23 protein-coding genes are annotated in these 24,787 nt (G+C 67.6%); 12 read left to right on the plus strand and 11 right to left on the minus strand.

Going from position 1 to position 24,787, the window contains the following annotated elements; all coding sequences use genetic code 11:
- Positions 1-66: 66 nt before the first annotated feature.
- The 10 genes from AAFU51_06260 to AAFU51_06305 all read left to right on the plus strand — a co-directional run bounded on the left by AAFU51_06260 (position 67) and on the right by AAFU51_06305 (position 10,234).
- On the plus strand, positions 67-789 hold the full coding sequence (locus AAFU51_06260; GenBank protein ID MEO1570854.1) for a hypothetical protein: 723 nt from the start codon (positions 67-69) through the stop codon (positions 787-789).
- A gap of 32 nt (positions 790-821) precedes the next feature.
- Entirely contained in the window at positions 822-2,486 is a 1,665-nt protein-coding gene (locus AAFU51_06265) for a FlgD immunoglobulin-like domain containing protein (protein ID MEO1570855.1), read from the plus strand.
- Between the two features lie 29 nt (positions 2,487-2,515).
- On the plus strand, positions 2,516-3,538 hold the full coding sequence (locus tag AAFU51_06270) for a PorV/PorQ family protein (GenBank protein ID MEO1570856.1): 1,023 nt from the start codon (positions 2,516-2,518) through the stop codon (positions 3,536-3,538).
- Between the two features lie 102 nt (positions 3,539-3,640).
- On the plus strand, positions 3,641-4,411 hold the full coding sequence (locus tag AAFU51_06275; GenBank protein MEO1570857.1) for a prolipoprotein diacylglyceryl transferase family protein: 771 nt from the start codon (positions 3,641-3,643) through the stop codon (positions 4,409-4,411).
- Between the two features lie 14 nt (positions 4,412-4,425).
- A complete protein-coding gene (locus AAFU51_06280; GenBank protein ID MEO1570858.1) occupies positions 4,426-5,841 on the plus strand; it encodes a radical SAM protein in 1,416 nt (471 codons plus the stop codon).
- Entirely contained in the window at positions 5,838-6,152 is a 315-nt protein-coding gene (locus AAFU51_06285; GenBank protein MEO1570859.1) for a hypothetical protein, read from the plus strand. Before AAFU51_06280 ends, AAFU51_06285 begins: the two co-directional genes overlap by 4 nt.
- Positions 6,153-6,164: 12 nt before the next feature.
- A complete protein-coding gene (locus AAFU51_06290) occupies positions 6,165-6,491 on the plus strand; it encodes a hypothetical protein (GenBank protein MEO1570860.1) in 327 nt (108 codons plus the stop codon).
- A gap of 3 nt (positions 6,492-6,494) precedes the next feature.
- Positions 6,495-6,824 carry a hypothetical protein gene (locus AAFU51_06295; GenBank protein ID MEO1570861.1) on the plus strand — a complete coding sequence of 110 codons (330 nt, stop codon included), beginning with the start codon at positions 6,495-6,497 and terminating at the stop codon, positions 6,822-6,824.
- Between the two features lie 71 nt (positions 6,825-6,895).
- Entirely contained in the window at positions 6,896-9,502 is a 2,607-nt protein-coding gene (locus tag AAFU51_06300; GenBank protein MEO1570862.1) for a DNA translocase FtsK 4TM domain-containing protein, read from the plus strand.
- A 147-nt stretch (positions 9,503-9,649) separates the two neighbouring features.
- A complete protein-coding gene (locus tag AAFU51_06305; protein MEO1570863.1) occupies positions 9,650-10,234 on the plus strand; it encodes a LemA family protein in 585 nt (194 codons plus the stop codon).
- Positions 10,235-10,252: 18 nt separating this feature from the next.
- Here the strand turns inward: AAFU51_06305 and AAFU51_06310 are convergent, their stop codons facing one another.
- Complete coding sequence (locus AAFU51_06310; GenBank protein ID MEO1570864.1) at positions 10,253-11,242, minus strand: T9SS type A sorting domain-containing protein; 990 nt, start codon at positions 11,240-11,242, stop codon at positions 10,253-10,255.
- Positions 11,243-12,026: 784 nt separating this feature from the next.
- Between AAFU51_06310 and AAFU51_06315 the strand changes: the two genes are divergently transcribed.
- A complete protein-coding gene (locus AAFU51_06315) occupies positions 12,027-13,160 on the plus strand; it encodes a 5-(carboxyamino)imidazole ribonucleotide synthase (GenBank protein ID MEO1570865.1) in 1,134 nt (377 codons plus the stop codon).
- 14 nt (positions 13,161-13,174) lie between these two features.
- Here the strand turns inward: AAFU51_06315 and AAFU51_06320 are convergent, their stop codons facing one another.
- On the minus strand, positions 13,175-13,669 hold the full coding sequence (locus AAFU51_06320) for a hypothetical protein (protein MEO1570866.1): 495 nt from the start codon (positions 13,667-13,669) through the stop codon (positions 13,175-13,177).
- Positions 13,670-13,808: 139 nt separating this feature from the next.
- Between AAFU51_06320 and purE the strand changes: the two genes are divergently transcribed.
- Complete coding sequence (gene purE, locus AAFU51_06325) at positions 13,809-14,318, plus strand: 5-(carboxyamino)imidazole ribonucleotide mutase (protein MEO1570867.1); 510 nt, start codon at positions 13,809-13,811, stop codon at positions 14,316-14,318.
- Positions 14,319-14,350: 32 nt separating this feature from the next.
- Here purE and AAFU51_06330 read toward each other — a convergent pair whose 3' ends face one another.
- The 9 genes from AAFU51_06330 to rimM form a co-directional block, all read right to left on the minus strand.
- The gene (locus AAFU51_06330; GenBank protein MEO1570868.1) at positions 14,351-16,720 is read right to left on the minus strand and encodes a GWxTD domain-containing protein; all 2,370 of its coding nucleotides are present in this window, start codon (positions 16,718-16,720) and stop codon (positions 14,351-14,353) included.
- Positions 16,721-16,754: 34 nt separating this feature from the next.
- Positions 16,755-18,788, minus strand: coding sequence for a GWxTD domain-containing protein (locus tag AAFU51_06335; GenBank protein MEO1570869.1), 2,034 nt, complete (start codon positions 18,786-18,788; stop codon positions 16,755-16,757).
- A gap of 167 nt (positions 18,789-18,955) precedes the next feature.
- The gene (locus AAFU51_06340; GenBank protein ID MEO1570870.1) at positions 18,956-19,807 is read right to left on the minus strand and encodes a PhzF family phenazine biosynthesis protein; all 852 of its coding nucleotides are present in this window, start codon (positions 19,805-19,807) and stop codon (positions 18,956-18,958) included.
- A gap of 47 nt (positions 19,808-19,854) precedes the next feature.
- Entirely contained in the window at positions 19,855-21,084 is a 1,230-nt protein-coding gene (tyrS, locus tag AAFU51_06345; protein MEO1570871.1) for a tyrosine--tRNA ligase, read from the minus strand.
- Positions 21,085-21,400: 316 nt separating this feature from the next.
- The gene (smpB, locus tag AAFU51_06350) at positions 21,401-21,853 is read right to left on the minus strand and encodes an SsrA-binding protein SmpB (protein MEO1570872.1); all 453 of its coding nucleotides are present in this window, start codon (positions 21,851-21,853) and stop codon (positions 21,401-21,403) included.
- Between the two features lie 98 nt (positions 21,854-21,951).
- Entirely contained in the window at positions 21,952-22,755 is an 804-nt protein-coding gene (locus tag AAFU51_06355) for an MqnA/MqnD/SBP family protein (GenBank protein ID MEO1570873.1), read from the minus strand.
- An 87-nt stretch (positions 22,756-22,842) separates the two neighbouring features.
- Positions 22,843-23,199 (minus strand): 50S ribosomal protein L19, encoded by a 357-nt coding sequence (gene rplS / locus AAFU51_06360; protein MEO1570874.1) that lies wholly within the window; start codon positions 23,197-23,199, stop codon positions 22,843-22,845.
- A gap of 249 nt (positions 23,200-23,448) precedes the next feature.
- Positions 23,449-24,153 carry a tRNA (guanosine(37)-N1)-methyltransferase TrmD gene (gene trmD / locus AAFU51_06365; protein ID MEO1570875.1) on the minus strand — a complete coding sequence of 235 codons (705 nt, stop codon included), beginning with the start codon at positions 24,151-24,153 and terminating at the stop codon, positions 23,449-23,451.
- A 43-nt stretch (positions 24,154-24,196) separates the two neighbouring features.
- Positions 24,197-24,742, minus strand: coding sequence for a ribosome maturation factor RimM (gene rimM, locus AAFU51_06370; protein ID MEO1570876.1), 546 nt, complete (start codon positions 24,740-24,742; stop codon positions 24,197-24,199).
- Positions 24,743-24,787: the final 45 nt, after the last annotated feature.

The following is a 24,787-nucleotide window of genomic DNA, read 5'->3' on the forward strand; positions in this document are numbered from 1 at the left end:
CGGCGCTTTCGCCCCTGACCGCGCTTTGCGGTTTAGCCAGCACGCCGCACTCTCTCCTTGCTCGCCATGCGTTCCTTTATCAGCGTCGTCTTTGCGGCGGTCCTCCTCGTTGGGATCGCCGGGTGCGACACGACACCGGGTACCTCCCCCGTCGATCAGGCCACGCCGCCGCGTGTGAGCGGCCTCACCGTGACGCCGGAGAACGTCCAGTTCGAGGACGTGGCGGGGACGAGCCAGACCGCCACCTTCACGCTCACGGCCTCCGTGAACCTGGAAGGTGCCGCGTCCGAGGTGCGCTTCATCGCGCAGCCCTTCGCCAGCTTCGATCCGGCCGGTGAGACCGTGGTCACACCGGGGGGCGCCGGGCGCGTTGAGGGCACCATCGAGGTGACCCTCCCGCGTGACCAGGCTGGCATCGTCTCGGTGCTCGCCGTGGCGATCGGGCCCGACGGCGGTACGAGCGAGGCCCGCAGCACCGTCGTCGTGGAGCGCGAGAACCTCCCACCGTCGGTGGACGAGGTCGTCGGGCCCATGACGTTCACGCCTCCGGGCATCCTACGCTTCGAGGTCATGGCGAGCGACCCCGACGGGCCAAACGACCTCCTCAAGGTGCAAGTCGGCGCCGGCTCGGGCCAACTCTTCAACCTCACCGCCCAGCGCGAAGGCTTCTACACGGTCGGGTTCGACATCCCCGAGGTCGAGCCGGGACCGGAGGTCTTCACCTTCTTCGCCACGGACCGCGCGGGCGACGAGAGCGCCCCCGTCGAGTTCATCGTCACCTTCGAATGAGCATTCTTCGTCCGATGCGCACCAGTCATTCCATGCGCACGCTCTACCCGTTGCTGCTCACGTGCGCGCTGCTGCTCCTGAGCGCGCCCGGTCTGCTCGCCCAGCCCGTGCAGGTGCTCGGCAGCCAGATCGAGGGCCTCGCCCCAGGCAGCCGCAACGGCATCAGCAACCTGATCACGCGAGGCGACTCGCTGCTCTTCGGTCCCGAGGTCACCGTGCGGTCGCCCGACGGGACCGTCACGCTCATCGAGGACACCGCGTTCTTGCCAGCAGGCGCGGCCGACCCGATCGTGTTCTCGCTCGACGCGCGCGGCGACACCGTCTGGGTCGGCATCGGCTTCATCGACGAGAGCGCGGCCGGCGAGCCGCAGACGCTCGGCGGGTTCGCCTTTTCGACGGACGGCGGCACGTCCTGGCGCGCCTTCGACCGCGGCGACTACCTCGACCAGGCCGACGAGGACACCGTGCGCTACGGCGTCTCGGCGATCCCTGCGCTCCCGGTGATCGTTCCGCAGCAGAGCCCGCCCTTCGACATCGCCCTCGCGCCCAACGGCGACGTGTGGGTGGCGGGCTGGGCCAGCGGGCTGCGCCGCCTCGAAAACACCGCCGACGGCTACGCGCGCCGGTTCGAGCCGGTCGTCCTTCCGCCCGATACCACGCGGTTCCTCAACCCGTGCGTGCCGTACAACTTCTTCTATGCCCCCATCCAGGGCGAGCAGCAGAACGGGTTCGTCGCCTTCAGCGTGCTCGTCGACGAGGCCGGCGACGTCTGGGCCGGGACGGCGGCAGGCGTCAGCCGTTCCTCCGACGCCGACGTGCTCACCTGCACCGACGGTTCGTCGGGGCGCGCCTGGACGCGCTATCCCTTCGACGGCAGCGCCCGCGCCCTCACCGGCGACTTCGTGATCTCGGTCGAGGAACAGCCCATTGGCGACGCGGCCTTCCCCATCGGATCGCCCGAGAACCCGCGCAATCCGGTGTGGGTAGTGGGTTGGCCTGTGGAGGGCAACGCGATGCGCAACGGGCTCACCAGAGCCACGGTCAACGAAGACGGCACGGTCGCGTTTGAGCCGAAGCTCACGCTGGGCACAGGCCTCGACACGCGCATCTTCGATGTCGCCTTCAGCGGTGACCCGATGCAGGGCACGGGCGTGATCTACGCCGCTGTGCGCAACGGCCTCCACATCTCGGAGGACGGCGGCGACTCCTGGCGCGTCGTGCGGGGCTTCCCCAGCGCCGCCGACCCGAGCCGTACGATCCCGCTCGGCCCCGAGGTTGCCATCTTTGCCGTGGCGACCACCTCCGACGCCGTGTGGGTCGGCACAGGCGAGGGCCTGCTGCGCAGCACCGACGGGGGCGCCACCTGGACGGCGTTTCGTGCCAACCCCGCCGTTGATACGGACGCCGACGGGGATGCGGTCGAGGCCTACGCCTACCCTAACCCGTTCTCGCCCCTCGCCGACGGCGTCATCCGGATCCGCTACGACCTCAGCGGCCCCGCCGAGGTCACGATCCGTGTCTTCGACTTCGGCATGAACCTCGTCCGTGAACTGACCGACAGCACCGCCGGAGGCCCCACCGAAACGCTCTGGGACGGCACGGCCGACAACGGCACGCGCCTCGCCAACGGCGTCTATTTCTACGTCATCGAGGCAGGCAGCCAGACGTTTGACGGCAAGATCCTGGTTCTGGAATGAGCACCATCACGCACCACGCACCACGCACTATGCTTCGCTCTCTCACAGCGGCGATGGTCGTCCTACTCCTCGGGGCGGCTCCCGGGTTGCAGGCCCAGGACGCGGGCGCGTTCGCTCGCTACGCCCTCGGCGCCCGGTCGCTCGGCATGGGCGGCGCGCTGACAGCGGACGTGTTCGGCGGAGCAAGCCCCTACCACAACCCCGCCCTCGCTCCGACGATGCCCGGGCAGAATCTCGAACTCTCTGCTGGGATCCTCACGATGGACCGGCAACTGCAGTCGATCCAGTTCGCCTCGCCGCTGCGGCCGCGCGCGGGCATCGCGGCGGGCATCATCCGCGGCGGCGTCTCCGGCATCGACGGGCGCGACGGGTCCGGCAACCCCACCCAGACGCTTTCGACGGAGGAGTTCGCGTTCTTCCTCGCCTTCGGGATCAAGTTCAACGAGCGTATCTCGGGTGGGCTCGGCCTGCGGCTCTACCGGGCTGACTTGTTCGATGACGTGACTCCGGCCAACTCGCTCGGGCTCTCGGTGGGCCTGACAGCGAAGGTCACCGAGGCGCTCGCACTCGGCGTCGCGGTGGACGACCTGCTCGCCCGCTATGCCTGGGACACCTCGGACGCGTTTTCGGGCGGCACGAGCACCACAGACCGCTTCCCCGTGCGGCTTCGCCTGGGCGGCGCCTACCAACTCATGGCGGGTCGCGGCGTGGTGACCGCCGAGGTCGAGGTGCGGGCCCGCACCGTAGAGGCTCGCTCCACGGAGGTCATCTTCGACGGCGGCACGCCGGTCGAGCGCGCCGCCGACACGTCGCTCTCGCTCTCGGCGGCGCAGGTGCGGCTGGGCGGGGAGTACTGGATCGCCGAGCCCTTCGGCGTCCGCGCGGGCTACGACCGCCTCGGCGCAGGCGAGTTCGGAGAGTCCACGCCGAGCCTGGGCTTTGCGCTGCGCCAGCAGATCGGCGAGCTCGACGCGCGCTTCGACTATGCCGCGCAACTCGAACCCTTCGGCAACAGCCTCGCGCACTTCCTCAGCCTGAGCGTCAACCTCTGAACCTCGCTGCTACGGTACGCCGGGGTCGAGACCGTGGCGTTGAGTAGGGGAGAGGCCCACGGTACGTGTGCGCGCTGAGCCCGTGCGGTGGTTTCTTGCCGCATGATGCTCCTGTTCGACTTCCCCGTCGTATTCCGGCTCGGGCCGTTCGCGCTCCCGGCGCACCTGTTCTTCGAGGTCGCGGCCTTTTTCCTTGGCTACCGGCTCTACGTCGCGTTGCGCGGTCGCCAGCAGGACCCGATCTCCGACGAGCACCGCGTCTGGATTCTCGTCGGAGCCGCTGCGGGAGCGCTGCTCGGCTCGCGCGTGCTCGGCGCGCTCCAGCACCCGGCCGTGTTTGACGACGCGCGGTGGTGGTTGCTCGTCTTCCAGAGCAAGACCATCGTCGGCGGCTTGCTGGGCGGCCTCATCGGCGTGGAGGCCACGAAGAAAGGGCTCGGCGTGACGCGCTCGTCGGGCGACCTGTTCACGTATCCACTCATCCTCGCCATTGCGATCGGGCGTGTCGGGTGCTTGCTCACGGGCGTCTACGAGCCGACCTATGGCGCCCCTACGTCGTTGCCGTGGGGCCTCGACCTCGGCGACGGCATCCCGCGTCACCCGACAGCGCTCTACGAGATCCTCGTGCTCGGGCTGATTGCGCTCGGCCTGGTGCTGCGCGAGCGACGGCGGCCGTTCGGTGAGGGGCTCCGCTTCCAGGCGTTCATGGTTGCCTACCTCGTGTGGCGGCTCGGGATCGGGTTTCTGCAGCCTGGAAAACCCCTCCTCGGCCTGCTCACGGCGATCCAACTCGGGTGCCTCGGTGGGCTGATCTACTACGGGTGGTTGGCGATACGCCGCCGACGGACTACTATGTCCACTGCTTCCTTCTGACTGCTCCCGCCCCCATGCCTGTTCGGAACTACACCTACTACGACTATACCATCAGCCTCTGCCCCGAGTGTCTGCGGCGTGTCGAGGCGAAGGTCGTGTTCGAGAACGGCAACGTGTACTTCCTCAAGCGCTGCCCCGAGCACGGGCGGCAAAAGGTGCTCGTGGCCACCGACGAGGCGTACTACCGCCGCGTGCGCAACTACATGAAGCCGAGTGAGATGCCGCACCGCTTCGGCACGCGCGTCGAGCGCGGCTGCCCGTACGACTGCGGGCTCTGCACCGACCACGAGCAGCACTCGTGCCTGGCGCTCATCGAGGTGACCGACCGCTGCAACCTCACGTGTCCAACGTGCTACGCCTCGTCCTCGCCGACGCACGGGCGGCACCGGACGCTCGACGAGATCGAGGCGATACTGGATGTGCTCGTGCGCAGCGAGCGCGAGCCCGACGTGGTGCAGCTCTCCGGCGGCGAGCCGACCGTCCACCCCGACTTTTTCGCCATCATGGATGCGGCGAAGGCGCGGCCGATCCAGCACCTGATGCTCAACACCAACGGGATCCGCATCGCGCGCGACGAAGGCTTTGCCGAGCGGCTGGCGACCTACGCACCGGGCTTCGAGGTCTACCTCCAGTTCGACAGCCTCCGCCCCGACGCGCTCCGGCGGCTGCGCGGGGTCGACCTCACCGACATCCGCCTGCGCGCGCTCGACCGGCTCAACGCGCTCAACCTCTCGACCACGCTCGTGGTCACGCTCGCGAAGGGCGTCAACGACGACGAGATCGGGACGCTGCTGGATTTCGCGCTGAAGCAGCGCTGCGTGCGCGGCGTCACGTTCCAGCCTACCCAAGTCGCGGGCCGCACTGAGGGCTTCGACCCGGCCACTGACCGCCTCACGCTCACGGAGGTACGCCAGGCCATTTTGGACCAGCACCCGCTCTTCCAGCCGAATGACCTCATTCCGGTCCCCTGCAACCCCGACTCGCTCGCGATGGCCTACGCGCTCAAGATTGATGGGCCCGATGGCGAACGTGAGGTGCTGCCGCTGACGCGCTTCGTGGACCCCGATGCGCTGCTCGACGAGAGCCGCAACACCATCGTCTACGAGCGCGACCCGATCCTCAAGGACCACCTGCTGCGCCTCTTCAGCACCGGCTGCGGCCCCGAAGCGGCGGCGGGCGACCTCCACAGCCTCCTCTGCTGCCTCCCGCCCGTGCAGGCTCCCGAGCTGTCATACGATAACCTCTTCCGCATCATCCTGATGCGTTTCATGGACGCGTATGACTTCGACGTGCGCGCCGTCAAGAAGTCGTGCGTGCACATCGTCCACCCCGACGGCCGCATCATCCCGTTCGAGACGATGAACCTTTTCTACCGCGACGCCGCGATGGAGGCGCGCATCCCCGAACTTGCTGCGGCAGGGATTGCATGACCGACCCGCTTCCGGATACGTCGCCATCGTCGGGCCCAAGCTTCGGCCGAGTCGTGGGCTACAACCTGCTCGGCTTCGGTGCGCTGAGCATGCTGTTCCATGCCAGTCCCGGATCCACCTCGGACGCCTCGTTCATGGTCTTCGTCCTCGCGGTATTCCATGCTGGCATTGCTGGACTCGCTGGGCTGGTGCTGCTGTTCATCGAGGCGTACAGGCGCACGGGGCTGGCGTTGCTGCTCAGCGGGCTGCTGGTGCTCACCATCGGCACGACGTACTGCCTCAACACGTTCTCACTCGGCCCGATGCACTGACCGACCTGGCCCATGGAACCCTACGACGCTGCGGAGAACACGTCCACGCCTAGCATCGGTCGCGTGGTGGGAATCAACCTGCTCGTGCTCGTAGGCCTGAACGTGGTTGCGCTAGGCTACGCGTCCCTGGATGAGTACAGCGCCGAGGGCGCGTTCGTGATTTTTAACCTTGCGATCGTGGCCGTGCACGCCGCGACCGCGCTGCTAGGCGGACTGGTGCTCGTGTTCGTTCGGCGCTACCGAGAGGTAGGGCTGGGACTACTCCTCAGCGCGCTCGCGGTGCTGGTGATCGGCTCTTCCTTTTGCTTCGGCGGCATATGGGTGTTCAACACGGTGTAGACTATGCGACGGCGCCGTCCTGCGCTCGGCCGCATCGTCGCTACCCTGCTCGTAGTGAACATGGTCGCGTTTACCTATGTCATGGTCGCGTTTACCTATGTCGTAGCAACGGACGGGAACACTCCAGATCCGTACTACCCCTTCGTGTATGGCATCGTGCTGCTGGGGTATGGCGCGGTGCATAGCGGCCTGCTGCTGATTGGTGGTGTTGCTCTGCTGTTCACTGAGCGCAAGCAACTCGCGGGCGGGCTTCTGCTGAGTGCGCTCGCCATCGTGCTCGTCGGGGCCTCGTTCTGCTTCGGCGGGCTGGCCGCGTTCGACTACGTGCTGTAGGGAGCCCCGTTCTCGGCGCGCGGTCCGCGTATCTTCGACGCACCGCCCCGCCCACCAGCGCCGCCGCCGCCGTGAGCACGACCAAGCGTCGCTCCACCAAGAAGACCGCCTCCAAGAAGGCCGCCCCGTCCGGCGTGCCAAGCCACCGCAAGCAGGAGATCCTCGGGCTCATCCTGATGACGGTTGCTGTGCTCGTCGCGCTCGCGCTCCTTACCTATACGCCGAGCGACGACCTACTCGCGCGCGACTTCTCCTGGCGCGACGCCTTCGACCCGCGCACGAGCCGCGCGGCCAACGCGCTCGGCCTCGTCGGGGCCGCGCTCGCCTACGCGCTCGTCCCCAACTTCCTCGGCTATCCGACGCTCGCGCTCACGGGCGTCGTGTTCGCGTGGGGCTATGTGTTCTTCCGTCAGAAGAAGGCCCTGTTCCTGCCGCTCGTGAGCGTGCTCAGCCTCGTAGCGACGGTCATCGTGGCCTGCCTGATCGGCTGGGTGGACCTCCAGACGGACGCCGACCTCGCCCGTTGGAGCGGGGACGTCGGCCAAGGCGTCGCGGGTTGGATGCAGCAGGTTGTCGGCCGCGTCGGCTCGATCATCCTGCTCGTCGTGGCCGCGCTCGTGACGGTGCTGCTGCTCGTCGACCGCGACATCCAGCGCACGCTCGACCGCGTCGAGGACGGATTCGGCGCGCTGCGCCAACGTCTCGTGACGTGGTGGTCGGGCTTCCGCAGCGGGCAGCGCACGCGCAAGGCCGAGCGGGCCGCCGTCCGCGAGGAGCGCCGCAAGACCCGCGACGCCGAGCGCAAGGCCAAGGTGAAGGAGGCCAAGGCGCAGGAGAAGCGCGCTTCTGAGGCTGCCAAGCAGGCCGCCGCCGCCGAGCGCGCGAAGCAGATGACCGGCCCCGTCCGGCCCTCGACGAAGCCGGCACGCCCCGACCTGCCGCCGCCGTCTGCGCTCGACATGCCCCCCGCCCCAACGCCGTCGCGGGCCCCAACGCCGACGTCCAGCGCCGCGTCTCCCTCCTCGTCAACGCCTGCTATACAACAGCCCGCTGCATCCGACGCCGCCGAGCCCGAGGTGCACGTCCGCGGCCCGGTGGAGGAGGCGACCGCCGACCTCGACGCGCGGATCGTGACGGTCAGCGCCGCCGACTTGCCCTACGACTTCCCCTCGATTGAACTGCTCGAAGCGCACGACCCGCGCCAGAGCGTCGACATGGCGGAGATCGAGGAGAACAAGCGCGTGCTGCTCGATAAGCTGGAGACGTACCGGATCGAGATCGTCAGCATCGAGGCGGTCGTCGGGCCGACGGTCACGCGGTATGAGCTCACGCCCGCGCCAGGCATCAAGATCAGCAAGATCACCTCGCTGGAGGACGACCTCGCGATGGCGATGGCCGCGCCCGGCATCCGCATCATCGCCCCGATCCCGGGCAAGAGTGCCGTCGGCGTCGAGATCCCGAACCGCCACCGCGAGATGGTACGCCTGCGCTCGATGCTCGCCACGGCTCGCTTCCGCGACGCTGCCCAAAAAAACGTGCAGGGCGCCCAGGGCTCGATGGCGCTGCCCGTCGCGCTCGGCAAAACCATCGAGGGCGAGGTGTTTCTGCAGGACCTTGCGAAGATGCCGCACCTCCTCGTGGCGGGCGCGACCGGCTCGGGCAAGTCGGTCGGCATCAACACGCTCATCGTCGGGCTGCTCTACGCCTGCCACCCCGCCGACCTCAAGTTCGTCCTCGTCGACCCGAAGAAGATCGAGCTCAACACCTACGCCGACCTCCTGGACCACTTCATCGCGATGCCGGAGGACGCCGAGGAGCCGATCATCACCGACTTCCTGAAGGCGGCCTCGGTGCTGCGTAGCTGCGAGCGCGAGATGGAGCAGCGCTATGATCTCCTCGCCGACGCGGGTGTGCGTGGTATCCAGGACTACAACAAGAAGGTCGCCTCCGGGCTGCTGGAGAAGGAGACGGGCCACCGGCACCTGCCCTACATCGTCGTCGTGATCGACGAGTTGGCCGACCTCATGATGACGAGCGGCAAGGAAGTCGAACCGCCGATCGCGCGGCTAGCGCAGATGGCGCGCGCCGTTGGCATTCACCTCGTCATCGCCACGCAGCGGCCGAGCGTGGACGTGATCACGGGCCTCATCAAGGCTAACTTTCCCAGCCGTGCCGCCTTCCAGGTCGCCAGCCGCATCGACAGCCGGACGATCCTCGACCGGGGCGGCGCGCAGCAGCTTGTCGGCAACGGCGACATGCTCTACATGAATGGCAGCCGCGTGACGCGCATCCAGGGCCCGTTCGTGAGCGTGGACGAGGTCGGCGAGGTCGTAGGCCACATCGCTGAGCAGGAGGGCGCGGGACCGTATTTCCTCCCGCCGATGGAGGCCGAAGACACGAGCGGCCCCACGCTCCAAGAGCGTGACGGCGCGACCGACCGCGACGATCTCTTCGAGGACGCCGCCCGCGTGATTGTGCGCAGCCAGCAGGGTTCGGTGTCCCTGCTCCAGCGCAAGCTCTCCGTCGGCTACACCCGCGCCGCGCGGCTCGTGGACCAGTTGGAGGACGCAGGCATCGTCGGCCCGTTTGAGGGCTCGAAGGCGCGCGCCGTGCTCGTGGCGACGGAGATGGATCTCGACGCCGTGTTGCGTGCGGACCGAGACGCGCCCGGGTCGTAGGGGGGCATTCCCCTAGGTTTTTTGTGTTTGGCACTAGGCCCAGGAACCCCTACATTACACCGTCCTCGTTTGTAGCCCGCCGCTCTTGCTTGGAGCGAGGCTTGAACGCACGGCGTTCGTTCTGACCGCCGTACCCCCTCCGTGCTCATGACCTTGCTCCTCTGCGCCACCGCCGCGACCGTCGGCGGTGCCCTCGTCTTCGCGGCCTATCTGGTTTCCTTGCGACGCACCGCGCTGAACGCGTTTCTCCGCCTCGAAGCGGAGTTGGACCGTCGATACAACCTGGGCCTCAAGCTTCTGCGTGCCACCCAGGCCCACCTCGCCCACGACGACGCGGTGATGACGGCCTTCGTGGACGCCCGCGGGCTCGCCACACAGACGGCCCTCGACGCCTTCCTGCGCCCCGAGTGCCCCGAACTGGTCGTTGATCTCGCGAAGGCCGACGAGGCGTACGGCCGCGCGCTGAGCGCGTACGCGGACTACCTCCGCGTCTACCCGATGGCGCAGCAGCCCGAGGTCACCAAGCTGCTCCACACGCTCGCCGCCACGCCGGAGCGGGTCCGCGATGCCGAGGTCGCCTACAACCGCGCCGCCGACGCCTACAACGGGATGCGCCCGTCGGCCCTGCGTCGGCTCACGTTTGAGAACCTCCCGGCGCATCTGCCGCTGTTCTCGTTCCGCCCAACCCCGCTCCGCGTGATGAGTCCCGTTGCTGTGCCCGTCGCGGCCTGAGGCAAGTCGCGGTCGCGCTTACCGCAACACGGTCACCCTACGAGTCAGGCTGCCGATCTCCGCATGGAGGCGCACGACATACGAGCCGCTGGGCAGTCCTGTCCCGTCCAGCGTGACGGTCTGCACGCCCGCTGGCTGCACACCGCCGGTCAGGGTCCGCACTTCGCGACCCAGTATGTCGTAGACGGTTAGGCGTGCCTGCTGTGCGGTCGGCAGTGCGAAGCGCAGCGCTGTTGTCGAGGCGAACGGGTTGGGGAAGGCCGCGTCGAGAGCGAAGAGGTCATCGGGCGTGTTCGTCTCCGCGTCGACCACCAGGAGGCTGCGTGCAAGCTCGGCATTAGCGAGCAGGTCTGTTGCGTCGTCGCCCGCGACGAAGACGAACGGGACCGTCACGGTTTCCCCAGGAGCGAGCGTGTAGGGACCGGTGCCGAGGACCGTACGGTAGGCATACTCAATGGTAGCATCTCCGGGCGAGGAAAGTGCAGCCAGAAGCTCAGCTTCAGAGTTCTCGGCAAGATCGAGCGTCCAGCCCGAGATCTCGTTTTCGTTCAGCAGCAAGATGCCCATAGCCCCTCTGGAGACAAGTCCAGAGAGCAGTCCCGCCTCCAGGGTAGCATTGAACCACGCGTCAAGCGCGGCACCAACGCCAACGTAGATCTCCTCCGTCATTGCCGCGGTCGGGTTCGACACGGCGATCTCCACGGCGACGAAATCGTCGGAGGTGCGGGCGTATCCACGTATGGTCGCGTCAAGGTTGAGGGTTTGCGCGCTTAGGAACGGAGCCTCGACGCCCTGTTCAAATTGATCGAAGGGCGCATCGAATGGTGGCGTGAGCGTGAGTACCTCACCGGAGGCGCGAGTGATCTGGCTCTCGGTGCCTGGTGGCGCTGAGACTACCCGGTCACCCTGGGCGATGAGTACCTCCGCGTGCCACAGACCACCGACGAAGTTGTACCGAAACCCCGAAGGGAGTGGCGAACAAGCGGCCCCATTTCGCTCGGGTGCCATCGGGGTGGCAATGGGATCCCCAGCAAATCCTCGCGTCCGTGGATTAGACCCCAGATACCCGTCGTTGTAGACACTGAATGAAACGGTTTCGGTCGTAAGCTCTCCAATCCATGCTGCTGGGTAGTCGCACCCACTACACAGGACGTTGTCGTCGGCTAGCATCCGCACACCGGGCAACCCCTGGTCGATCAACTCCAAAGCGGTGGCTCGTGAGACGAAGGCCCCGGCTACGGGGCACCTTTCCGGCTCGCATGCCCCACCCATGGTTACGAGCGTCTCGTCATCGGGTGGTACCCGGTCGTCTTGGTAGACGATAAAGGCAACAGCTCCCGCGGCTGCAGCATGGCTCGCCTTGTCAGCGAACGAGCACGTTCCGCGCTCCATGAAGGCGACGTTCCCTCTGATTTCCCCGACGTTGGCGAGAGCTTCACAGCCGTCCGATTCGCTGACTCCGCCCTGATCGATTGCTTGGACGAGTTGAAGCGGGATGGTCCACGGGCATGCAGCAGGGATCCCGTTGTACGCTAACTCCTCCCCGACGAAGCCTGCCTGGGCCGGGTAGTACACCTCGTCCACGATGACGTATGCGTTCTGAGCAGCCGTAGAGAGGGGGAGTGCGCACAGGAGCGCCGCACAGTTGAGGCACGTTCGAAGCATGGCAGAGGGGCAGATTGAGAGTGTGGATGGTTTGGAAGCTAACGAGAAGGCTTCCTTACCGCACAAGAATGGGCCAACACTAGGTGGGTAATTTGCACGTCAAAATGGCACCTATTCCCCTTACCAGATGACACCATTCCCCATCCTCGGCATTCTTGGCGGCGGCCAACTGGGGCGTATGACCGCGCTCGCGGCGATCCCGATGGGCGTGCACGTGCGCTTCCTTGTCCCCGCGTCCGCTGCGTCCATCGCGCCGTTCGCCGATGTCACGGTGGGCGACTGGACCGATGCAGAGGTCCTGCGCGCGTTCGCCGAGGGCTGCGATGCGGTGACCGTCGAGAGCGAGTGGGCTCCGGCTAATCTGCTCGCCGCGGCATGCCCCGACGTGCCCGTCTGGCCCGCCCCCGCCACGCTCCAGTCGATCCGCCACAAAGGGCGCCAGCGCACAACGCTCGCCGAAGCGGGACTGCCCGGCCCCGCCTTCGCCCGCTGCGCCACACTCGACGACGCACGAGCTGCCCTCGACACGCTTGGCTTGCCCGTTGTGGCAAAACGGTTCGAAGGGTCGTACGACGGCTACGGCAACGCGACCGTCCGCACGCCCGACGACCTCGACCAGGCCTGGGCCGATCTCGCGGCCGACGATGGCCTGCTGCTCGAAGCATTCGTGCCCTTCGTGCGCGAACTCGCCGTGCTCGTAGCGCGGCGGCCAGGCGGTGACACCGTCGTCTATCCCGTGGTGGAAACCGAACAGCGCGACCATCGGCTCCATGCCTGTCTCGCACCCGCGCCGATTGCCGACGACGTGGCTGCAGAAGCACGCCGCGTGGCGCTCCGGGCTGTCGAAGCCGTCGGTGGCGTCGGCATCACGGCGGTCGAACTGTTCGAGACGGAGGGCGGACGGGTGCTCGTCAACGAACTCGCGCCGCGGCCCCACAACAGCGGACACTACACCATCGAAGGCTGCCACACGTCGCAGTTCGCCAACCACGCGCGGGCCGTGCTCGACCTGCCTCTCGGCGATCCGTCGCTGCGCACGCCGCACGTGGCGCTCGTGAACGTGCTCGGCCACCGCGCAAGCGAGTCCGTAGCGGCCCAGGGCTTCGACGAAGCGCTCCAGGTCGAAGGCAGCGGGGTCCACCTCTACAGCAAGGCCACCGTGCGCCCGAAGCGCAAGATGGGACACGTCACCGTACTCGGCAGCGAGGCCGCCGATGTTCGTGCGCGAGCCGAGCGGGCCGCCGCGGCGCTGCGTCTGTAGCGTCTCTGCAGAGCCTACGTCAGGAACGCCGCGTCGGTGGCCGCAGCCTCCACGAACTGCTCGATCTCGTCGACCTGCTCCGCGCCGATGCGTTGTCCGATCAGCGCGAGGGCGTAGGTGCCTACCGCCAGCAGCGCGCACACCGGCACGACAGCGAAGCCCCAGGCTGCCATGTCCAGCGACACCTGCACGCTGCCAACGATCAGCCCGGCGAACGCCACGAACGCGCTCACGGCATAGCACAGCACAAAGAACGTCCACACGCTCGGGTGCGGGCCGATCTTGCCCGCGACGTGCGCACCGTCCGGGTGCTTCGTCACGTCGGCGTCGAGAAAGGGCGACCACGTGTGTCGCTGATCCTCGCGGATGAAGAGCTGCAGGTGTCGCCCTTCGACGCGGCCCTGGCAGGCGCTCTGAGGGTCGGCGAGGTTGAAGCGGAGCTGGGCGAGGACGTCGGCGGGCGGGCGCGGGAGCACCACGTCGAGCCGGGGGCGCATGCGAGCAGCCATCGGCGTGGAGGTCTGGGTTGGAGCCTGTGAGCGCGGTCCCGCAACCGCGTGCTGTGAAAGTAGGGCGCTGCACCCAGTCCCGGCAATCGGTGGGGCGGCGGCGCGTAGCTTTCTGCCCCGCTCACCACACTCTACTCACATGTCCACTTCTCCGCTCGTTGGCATCGCGATGGGCAGCCAGTCCGACTGGCCCACGATGGAAGCCGCCGCCGACATCCTCGCTGACTTCGACGTGCCATTCGAGGCCCGCGTCTTGTCGGCGCACCGTACGCCGGACGCGATGGCGACGTATGCGCGCGAGGCCTACGGACGCGGCCTGCGCGTGCTCATCGCGGGCGCAGGCGGCGCGGCGCATCTGCCGGGCATGATCGCCGCCGAGACGACGCTGCCGGTCATCGGTGTGCCGGTGCCTACGCGGCATCTGAAAGGCATGGACTCGCTGCTCTCGATCGTGCAGATGCCGGGCGGCGTGCCGGTCGCCACGGTCGCCATCGGGCAGGCGAAGAACGCGGCGCTGCTGGCCGTGCAGATTCTCGCTACGACGGACGCGGCGCTGCACGACCGGCTCGTCGCCTACAAGCAGTCGCTCAAGGACCTCGTCGCTGAGATGGACGCTGCGGTGGGCGAGGCGGCTCGGCGCGAGGGCTGAATGCGACCAGCGGAGGCTCTCTTCAGCAGACGCTACTCCAGGAACAGGTCGCGGTCGGTCTCGACCGTTTCGCCGGTGACGGTGTCGCGCACGCGCAGCGCGAGGGTGTAGAGCCCAGCCTCCTGCTCGCTCGCGTCGAGGATGACGTACTGCCCGTCGTCGCTGTCGTTGATCGACACGGGGAACTGCACGGCAACGCCCTGCTCGCTCCCGCCGAAGATGCTCTTGAAAAGCCGCGCGATGCCCCGCGACGTGTCTTTCGGAGCTAGCCCCGCTTCGACTTCGTAGCGAGCTTGGCCACCCTCCTGTGCGAGGTTGTAGACCTCGAAGTAGAGGTAGATGGGCTGGTCAGTGCGGAAGACCGCCCACGGCGCCGGGTCGATGACGAGGTCGCGGCGGACGATCTCGCCGGTGCGGGCCTGGATGCCCGGGTCGGTCTCCTCGACGCGGAAGGCGAGCAGCAGGTCGGAGAGGGCAAGGTCGGAGCCGGTGTAGTCGGGCACGCTGAGCGGACGGCGCTGCACGGCCGAGGCGCCGCCTGCGGCCGTCTCGAACTCGATCGAGATCTCGTGCTCACCCGGGTCAGCCTCCATGGCTTGCGTGTCGGCCCAGAGCGTGACGCCCTCGAACGAGCGGACCTGCGTGGTCTTGAGGCCGTAGAGCGTGCGGCGACGCTCGTGCACCACGTCGTAGGTGTCGTCCACGAGGAAGGCACCTGTGCGGATGGTGAGATCGACGACGTCGGCGTTCGCGTCCGGCGCCGCGGCGAGCGGGATGCCGTAGTGGAGGTAGACGTCGCTGCGCCCGTCGCCGCCGCGGAAGCTGTTGACGAGGAACGGCAGTTCGACCTGACGGCCGGGCGGTTCGTAGGCGTAGCGCTCGGGTGTTTCGCGGACCGTCTCGCGCGCCTGGATGACGTAGTCGAGGCGGTCTACGAAGCCGGCGCCTGCGTCTCCGAAGACATCAGCAGGAGGGGAGTAGAGCGTGAACTCGCCGTTGCGGAGCGGGTCTTCGAAGACGAACCGAAAGTCGCCATAGTCCCAGATGTTGAAGCGGTTGGCCTGTTCGGCCATGCGGAGGCTCTGCTGCCAGATCGGATCGGCCGTGTTGCGCCCGAAGTTGCCGAGGGCCTCCGCGAAGTCGCCGATGACGACGATGTCCATCTGCGGGACGCCGTAGCGGACGTGCAGCTCGCCGCGCTCGGTCTGCCAGCCACGCAGCGCGAGGTCGTCGGAGCGGTAGAGGAGGTCAGCGTAGGTGAGGCGGCTGTAGTGCTCCAGCTTGCGCTCGTTGTAGGGCGTGAGCAGGCGTGGGTTCTGGCTCGTCCAGAAGCGCCGGGCGAACGCGTCGGGGTCGGCCTGGTAGGCTGCGACCTCGCTGGGTGGGAGGATGAGCGTGAGGTCTTCGAACGCGGCTTCCTCGTCGTCGCTCATCAGACCGAAGGCGCGGTCGAAGCAGCGGGCCGCCGCGTCGAAGCGCTGGACGCGGTGGTTCGCCATGCCGAGGAAGAGCCACATCTTAGTGTCCTCGGGAAACTGGACGTACATCTCCGTCAGGTCGTCGAGCGCGGTCTCGTAGTCGTCGGCGAGCGCGTAGAGGCTCATGAGCTGCTCGTAGATCGAGTAGCGCCGGGGGTCGTAGTCGAGGGCCGCATTGAGGTGGCCGATGGCGCGGTCGTAGGCGCGCTCGGCGCGGACGCTCAGGTCGAGGGTGCCGGCGCCCTGGCGCTGCAGCGTCTCGATGTCGAAGCGGTCGTCGAGGAGGAGGCTCTCGGCGCTGTTGAAGCTGAAGTCCGAGGCGGCGAGTTCGGTCTCCGTGGGTCCGTCGCCGGGGGTGCCCGCCGTGACGGCCTGCGAGTTTTCAGCAGCCACGACCTCGTCGCGCTCGGCGCCTCCAGAGCGGTCAAGGCGCTGAAACTCGAGGTTGGGCAGGGCGAGGGCATTGCGGTAGACGAAGTAGTCGCGGATGTACTGCGTGCCGAGTTCCTCGTGGGCGATCGAGTTGGTCGAGTCGGCGCGGAGGATCTTCTCGGCGAGGCTGAGCCGCTTCTGGGCGTTGACGAACTCGGAGAGGAAGTTCCACGAGTCCTCGCGCATGAGCTGGAGCTCGGCGGCCATGTAGTCGATGTTGTCCGGGTCGAGGCTCCGCGCGCGGTTGATGGCGGTGTTGGCCTCGCCGAGGTCGCGCATGGGCGTCTCGTAGTAGACCCGCGACAGGAGGTAGTAGGCCTCGGCAGGCGCGTCGTCCTGCGAGGTGGCGCGCAGGAGGAGGCGTTGCGCCTCGGCGAACTCCTCGGCTTCGAAGGCGGTCTCCGCATCGGCAACGAGGTCCTGCTGCGCCCAGGCCGGCGCAGCGGCTGCGAGGAGCAGCCCGGACAAGAGGAACGAAAGGAAGTAGCGCATGGGGGAGCGGCGAAGGTGCGAAATCGTGGGAGAGCTAGCGCTCGGTGGGCGCTTCGAGGAACAGGTCGCGAGACGACTCGGCCTCGGCGCCGGTGTGTCGGTCGGTGACGCGGAAATAGAGGCGGTAGGCCCCCGGCGAGAGGGCGTCGGTGTCAAGCACGAGGTACTGCGCCTCGTCCGGGGAGGTCCCGCTGGCCTCGAAGCGGACGGCGACGCTCTCGGGCGGGTCGCTGCCGACGAGTAGGCGGGCGAAGCGCGAGAGCGTCCCGGCGTCGTCGCGCCGCACGAGCAGCGCCTCGACGGCATAGCGCGACTGCCGCGCTCCAGCCTCGAACGGCGTCGTGAGGCCGTACGTCTCGACGTAGAGGTAGACCGAGCGACCGGCCTCGAAGACGCCCCACGGCGCGGCGGCGATCTCGTGCCCGCGCCGCTCGACGGTGCCCGGCGCAGCGCGGCGACCCGGTTCCAACTCCTCGACATTGTAGGCCAGGAGGAGGTCGGAGAGCGCCAGCCCCGGCGTGCGGAAGTCGGGCACGGCAAGCCGGTCGCGGCGGTACCCGACGGCCTGCGCCTCGGCGGTCGGTCCACGCTGTTCAAACTCGACGGCTAACTCGTACGTCCCTGCGGCCGCGTCGAGGCGGAGGTAGTCGGTCAGCATCGTGCCGTCGCTGGTCGCCCGTCGTGGCGCGCTGGGCGACACGGCCTCCCGCGTCTCGGCGCGAATCCGGTACGCGTCGTCGATGAGGAAGGCCCCAGCGACGAGGTTTGCCGCGCCGTCGCGCTCGACGGGGAGGCCAAAGCTGACGAGGAGGTCGGCGTCGCGCCCGTCGCCCTTGAAGGCGCTGGCGAGGTAGGGGAAGCCAACGCGGCGCTCGGGGGCGTAGGTCGTCTGCGCAGGCGCGCGGTTGTGGAGGCTCCGGGCAAAGGTCGCATCGTCCGGTCCCTGGGCAGAGCTCGCGTACTCGAAGTCGCCGTTGCGGAAGAGGTCTTCGAAGAGCAGGTCGAAGCCGTCGTAGACCCAGCGCTGGTAGCGGCTGAAGTCCTTAGCGAGGACATCGTTGGCGCTCCACGCGATGCGCTGGTTGGGGAGGCCGTAGCGGACGAGCGTCTCGCCGCGCATGGAGCGCCAGCCGCGGCGGTTGTCCTTGGCGTCTCGGAAGAGGAGGTCGGCGAGGGCGAGGCGCGCGTGATGCTCGACCTGCCGCTCGTTCTGAGGCGTGAGTAGGCGCGGGTCTTGGCTGCGCCAGTAGCGCGCGGCGTAGGCAGCGGCTCGGCCGTCGGCCTGCGCGGCGTCCCAGCGCTCGCGCTCGTCGGCATCGAGCAGCCAGTCGAGCGTCTCGAAGGCCACGCGGTCGGGCGCGCCGAGGTCGTCCAGCGCCGCGTCGAAGTGCCGCTCGGCGGCGGCGAGGTCGCGCCGGTAGAAGTCAGCGAGGCCCTGGTAGAGGGCTACGTCGGCGTCGGACGGGCGGGCACGCCGGAAGCGTTCGGCAGCCTCGGCGAGCGCGGCGTAGTTCTCGGTCTCGGCGTAGAGGCGAAGCAGCCGGAGATGCGCCGAGCGGCGCGTTGGCTCAGCGGCGAGGGCGTCACGGAGAAACTGCTCGGCCTCCTGCCAATGGCGGTTCGCGCGGCCCGCCATGCCCCGGCTCGCGTCGGGCGTCCACGTGGCGCCGGAGCGCTGGTGCCGGTCGCGCCACCACTCGAAGTTGAGCGTCGCGGCGATGCCGCGTTCCTCCAGAGCGATGGCGCTCTCCGGGTCGAGGCGCAGGATGTTGCGGGCGAGGCGTGGGCGGCGCGTGTCGGCGACGCTCGCGGCCTTGCTCTCGCTCAGTTCGCGCTGAAGCTGGGCGAGCCGCACCTCCAGATAGCGCACGTTGTCCGGGTCGAGCGCGATGGCTTCCTCAATGGCGCGGCGCGCGGCGCGCGGGTTGGCCTCGTCGAGCGCGAGCGCGCGGCGGTAGAGCCGGTCGGCGCTGGTCGGCACGATGTCCTGCGCCTGCGCGGTCGCGCCCCACTCGGCCGCGACGAGCAGCGGGAGACAGACGAGCACAACGAGGGTGAGCGGGCGCATGGACGCAAGAGCAGAGACAGTGGTAGGGTCACGATACAACGCCGCCGCCACACTCGCTCGTCTCCCACGCCGAACCGTCCCCCGCGCCTGATAGGACGTTTTCACAAGGCCTGAACGGTGCCTCACTCCAGGCTGCGATCGCGCGGCCTCTGCGCAAGTCAACGCGTTCAGTGGCTGGGCTCATCCAGGGATACCGCCGTGCCAGTCACGACGATGCCGCCCTCGACGAGTACGCGGACGCCGAGGCAGCTCGGACGTCCCATCGCCTCGCCCTGACGCACCATGAACGTCGCTGGCGGTGTCAGCAAGCCTGCGTCGCGCAGGTAGCCTCCGAAGGCCGCCGCAGCGGCACCCGTCGCTGGGTCCTCCACCACGCCGCCCACGGGGAACGGGTTGCGTGCGTGAAATACGGTGTCGCTCTCGCGCCAGACGAGTAACAGCGTCACGAACCCCTCGCGCAGCATGAACGCCTTGAGCGCCTCGAAGTCATAGGCGAGGTCAGCGAGGCGGAGCGCGTCGGCCACCGCGAGCACGAGGTGCCAGGCTCCAGCGTAGGCCCGCGCAGGCGGAATCGCTGCGTCGAGGCAGTCGGGCTCCCAGCCGAGCGCCGCCAGCGCCTCCTGGACGAGCGCGCCTGAGACTGTCTCGTGCTCAGGCTCCACCGATGTCAACGACGCCTCCCAGCGCTCGTCCTGCTTCTCGACGACGACGGGCACGACGCCTGCCGAAGTCGCAAGGTGGTAGGTGCCCGCGCCGTTCGTGACACCGAGCGCTACGCCCGTGGCAATCGTCGCGTGCCCGCAGAACGGGACTTCGACTCCAGGACTGAAGAAGCGCACGGTACGGTCAAGGCCCGTGGCAGGGGCTACAAAGGCCGTCTCCGAGTAGCCCACGTCCCGCGCAATCTGCTGCATGACCTCGGCGCTGGGGAGAGCGTCGCCCACCCAGACGCCAGCCGGGTTGCCACCGTCCTGGGAGGTGGTAAACGCCGCGAAACGAAGGAGCACGGATGCAGTCATGACGACGTTCGCGAAAAGCGGTCGGCTCTACTCGGTCTCAGAATCCGCTAGCCAACAACTACGCGCACGTACTTCCGCTTGCCGCCCTTCAGCACGAACGGAGCCGTCGCGGCGAGATCGACCTCCGCATGCGGATCGGTGACCTTCTCGCTGTCGATGGCGACGCCGCCTTGCTTGATGAGGCGCCGGGCTGCCCCGTTGGACTCCGCGAAGCCCGCCTGCCGTAGCAGGTCCACCACGCTCACCGTGCTATTCTCGGCCTCGGGCGTGAGCTCGCCGAGGTCCTCGGGCACGCCGCCCTGGATCACGGTCTTCTCGAAGTGCGCGCGCGCAGCGTCGGCGGCCTGCTCGCCGTGGTAGATCCGTGTGATGATCCAGGCGAGCTTGTGCTTCGCGTCGCGCGGGTTCTGCTCGGCGAAGACTTTCCACTCTGGTAGGTCGTCCGTCGGCACGTCGGTGGCGAGCTCGACGTAGCGGTAGATCAGCGCGTCGGGGATGGAGAGTGTCTTGCCGTATGTCTCCTCGGGCGGCTCGCTCACGCCGATGTAGTTGTCGAGCGACTTCGACATCTTCTGCACGCCGTCGGTGCCTTCGAGGATGGGCAGCGTGAGGCAGACCTGCGGCTCCTGGTCGTTGCGCTCCATCAGCGTCCGCCCGACGAGTAGGTTGAACGTCTGGTCGGTGCCACCGAGCTCCACGTCGGCGTCGAGGAAGACGGAGTCCTGTGCCTGTGCGAGCGGGTAGAGGAACTCGTGGATCGAGATCGGCTGGCCGCCCTCGTAGCGGTTCTTGAAGTCCTCGCGCTCCAGCATCTGCGCGACGGTGTACTTCCCCGCGAGGCCAATCACGTCGGCGAAGCTCATCGCGCCGAGCCACTCGGAGTTGTAGCGGATCTCCAGCTTCTCGGGGCTGGTGTCGAGGACTTTGGCGGCCTGGTCGTAGTAGGTCTGCCCGTTGGTGCGCGTCTCCTCGGCGGTGAGCGCGGGCCGCGTCTTCGACTTGCCGGAGGGGTCGCCGATCATCGCCGTGAAGTCGCCGATGATGAGGATGGCTTTGTGGCCGAGGTCCTGGAACTGCCGCATCTTGCGCAGCACGACGGCGTGCCCGATGTGGAGGTCGGGGCGGCTCGGGTCACAGCCAAGCTTGATGGTGAGCGGCTGCCCGGTCGCGACGGATTTTTTCAACTTCTCGACGAGCGCGTCTTCGGGCAGGATCTGCTCCGCACCGCGCCGGATGGTCGCGAGTTGCTCTTCGACGGAGGGGAAGGTGGAGGTCATGGGTGGGGAATTCAATGTCGATGCGTGGTCGTCTAGTCTCCGAATTTCACTCGAGTCATCCTGAGCAAAATCCGCACAGCGGATGACGTCGAAGGATCTCTGTCAATTTCGGCGCTTCGACCAAGGTCTGGAAGCTGGCCCGCAGATCCTTCGACCCGCTAACGCTCGCTCAGGATGACATCAACCTATGGGTATCACATCAGCCTGTGGGTGGCACTCTGTTCCTTGCAAGCGTCTTCCAAAGAGGTGTCGCAGTGTTGAATTGGGAGCAAGAAGATCCGCACTTTGGACCCTCAACCCAAGAGCCTTGAACTCGTCAGCGCCCTTCGCGCTGGAGGCGGCGATCCATGTCGCGCTTGGCGATAGTATCGCGCTTGTCGTGGAGCTTCTTGCCCTTGCCGAGGGCGATCTGGAGCTTCGCGTAGCCGTTCTTGAAGTAGAGCCGCGTGGGTACGATGGTGTAGCCCTTCTGCTCGGTAGCCTTCTTGAACTTCTCGATCTCGCGGCGCTTGAGCAGCAGCACGCGCGGGCGGCGCGGCTCGTGGTTGGCGTAGCCACCCATCTCGTACGGCGCGATGTGCAGGTTGTAGATCCGCATCGTGCCGTCGTCGTCCACCTTGCAGAACGACTCCTGGAGGCTGGCCTTGCCCTGCCGCAGCGACTTCACCTCGGAGCCCGTGAGCACGAGTCCCGCCTCGGTCTTGTCTTCGAGGAAGAATTCGTACCCCGCCTTCTTGTTGGAGACGATGGTCTTGGTGCCGTCGGCCATGATGGGAAGGGAGAAGTGGGAGGTTTGACGTGAGAGGTGGGAGGCTAGAAACAGCAAGAAACCCGTTGGGGGTCTACCTCTAACTTCCTACTTCGTCCTTACTCACTTTCCGAAGGAAGCTCGATCCACCGGAGTTCGGGCGGTTCTTCGAGGGTGCCGTGGAAGTAGAGGTACTGGATCCATTGTTCGAGGCCGTCGAGGGCGTAGCCGTCGAGCGTGAAGCTGGCGACGCCGGCGAGGCGAAGCGGACCCGATGGGTCAGGGGTGCCTCCCGACTTCGCGATAGCTTCACTGCGGGCCTGCTCGGCGTGACGGGCGGCGTCGCGGAGCGCGAGCGCCTCGGCGATGTCGAGCGAGCCTGCCGGGGCAGCGAGCAGGCCCCACACCATCGGGCGGAGCGTCAGTTCGAGCCACTCGTAGCCGAGGTCGAGCACGAGGCCGTCGGCTGCCACTTCCTGCGCGACAGCCTGGGCGTTGTCGCCGACGAGCAGGAGCGCGTCGTGGGCGGCGTAGCGCTCGGCGGTAGGCTCACTCGCCGGGTCGGAAGGACGGAACGATGGGCGGAGGCTGTAGTGCTCCCGGAGCAGCGTCTGGGCGAGCAGTGCCTCCTGGCGGTCGCGTGGGTCGAAGCCGACCGCCTCGATCTGATCGAGCGGGGCGCGGACGGCAAGGCGGGCGTACGGCCACGGCTCGCTCACCACGCCGACGCCCGGTACGAGGTCGTAGAGGTCCGGCTTGAGCAGCACGTCAAGCGTCGGCACGAGGCCCACGTCGGCGTGGCCTCGGATTAGCGCGTCGGCGACGGCCGTCGGGACGAGCGCGTCGGACTGGCTCACCGGCCCGTCCTCCAGCGCGTAGCTCAGCACGCGAAGCGGCTCGTAGGGCCAGGAGGCGAAACGCATGGGGGAGAGTGAGGCGGTGCAGCAGCGTCGCGGTGTCGCGGTGCACTCACGGCCGCACTGCAACACCGACCAACCGCCACGTTCTTGCTAGCGGGCGCGCTGCTTCTCGCGGATGCGGGCGGCCTTGCCGCGGAGGCCGCGGAGGTAGTAGAGCTTGGCGCGGCGGACGCGGCCCTCGCGGACACGCTCGATGCGGGCCAGCTTAGGCGAGTAGAGCGGGAAGATGCGCTCCACGCCGACGCCGTTCGACACCTTGCGCACGGTGAACGTCTTCTTCGAGCCCTCGCCGCGCATGGCGATCACTACGCCGGTGTACTTCTGGATACGCTCCTTGCTGCCCTCGATCACGCGCACGTACACGTCCACGGTGTCACCGGGCGCAAACTCGGGGATGTCGTCGCGCAGCTGGGTGCCTTCGACGAGGTTCATCAGTTCGGTGGACATGGCAGGTACGGTTGGGGAGTCGGCAAAAATTCAGGGCAGGCGCGTCGCTATTCCGCTTGCGAAAGCAAGCCCCACTCGGGACGAATAGAGCTTCACAACATACGGCAGCGAGCCCCGCTAAACGACGCCTTGACGCCGATTGTGCTCCATCTTGCCGATTCTTCGAATGAGTCGGGTGGTGTTGCAGTGAGGCCGTATCGCGGTGGGTCGTAGGCCAAAACGGGCGCACCGCTTAACCGCCACATCACCTCACTCTCCCAGCAAATCGGGCCGGCGCTCATGGGTCTTCGTCAGCCGCTCGGTCTCGCGCCAGGCGGAGATCTTGGCGTGGTCCCCGGAGCGGAGCACCTCGGGGATCGACTGGCCGCGGAACGTCTCGGGGCGGGTGTAGACGGGCGCGTCGAGAAGGCCGTCTTGGAACGAGTCAGAGAGCGCAGACTGGGCGTCGCCGATCACGCCGGGGACGATGCGGCAGAGCGCGTCGATGAGGACGAGCGCCGGTAGCTCGCCGCCCGAGAGCACGTAGTCGCCAATGGACACTTCCATCGTCACGAGGGTGTCGCGCACGCGCTGATCGATGCCTTTGTAGTGCCCGGCGATCAGCAGCAGATTCCCGTGCAGCGAGAGCCGGTTGGCGAGCGGCTGGTCGAGCGTGACGCCGTCGGGCGTGAGGAAGATGACATCGTCGTACGACGCGCCCTGCTCCGCCAACGCAGCCTGGAGCGCTTCAATGCAGGCGAACAGCGGTTCGGGCTTGAGCACCATCCCGCCGCCGCCGCCGTAGGGGTAGTCGTCGATCTGCGTGTGACCGCTCTTGCCCTTGGGGATGCCGAAGGCGCGGAGGTCGTGGACGCGGATGTCGACCAGCCCCTTGCGCTGCGCCCGCTCGATGATCGAGTGTGCCAGGGGGCTCGCTACGAGGTCGGGCAGCGCTGTGATCAGGTCGATGCGCATGAGTACGAGACAGAGGGCGGAGGGGGCGGCGAGACGAGGGGCGCTATTCGAAGAGGCCTTCGGGCGGGTCGATGGTGATGGTGCCCGCGTCGAGATCGACGTCGAGGACGATGGCGTCCACGTCGGGGACGAGCACGTCGGGCGCACCGTCGCGGTCGACGACGAGGAGCAGGTTGGCTGCCCCTTCGAGCACGTCGCGGACGGTGCCGTAGACGACGCCGTCGTTTGAATCGTGCACAGCGAGGCCGATCAGTTGGTGGATCAGGATCTCGCCGTCCTCGGGTGCGGGAAGGTCATCCTCGTGGGCGTAGACGTTGAGGTTGCGCACGCGCACGGCGTCCTCGCGGGTCGGCACGAGGTCGAGCTTCGCGAGCACCGTCACGCGCCCGCCCTTGCCGACCTGGTAGCGTACGCTCTCAATCGTGGCCTCCTCGACGCGCTTCGCCGTTTTGCCGAGGAACACGCGGTCGAGGAGGTCAAAGCGCTGCGGGTCGTCGGTTTCGGGGAAGACCTTCACTTCGCCCTTCACGCCGTGGGCGCGGCCGCAGCGCCCCATGAGGAGCAAGGCGTCGGGGTCGACAGACATCATAGTGCGAGACGTTGAAATGCATGAGGCTCCGGACGTGCTGGTGCC

This window comes from Bacteroidota bacterium (genome assembly GCA_039821555.1).
Taxonomy (GTDB): Bacteria; Bacteroidota; Rhodothermia; order Rhodothermales; family Rubricoccaceae; genus JBCBEX01.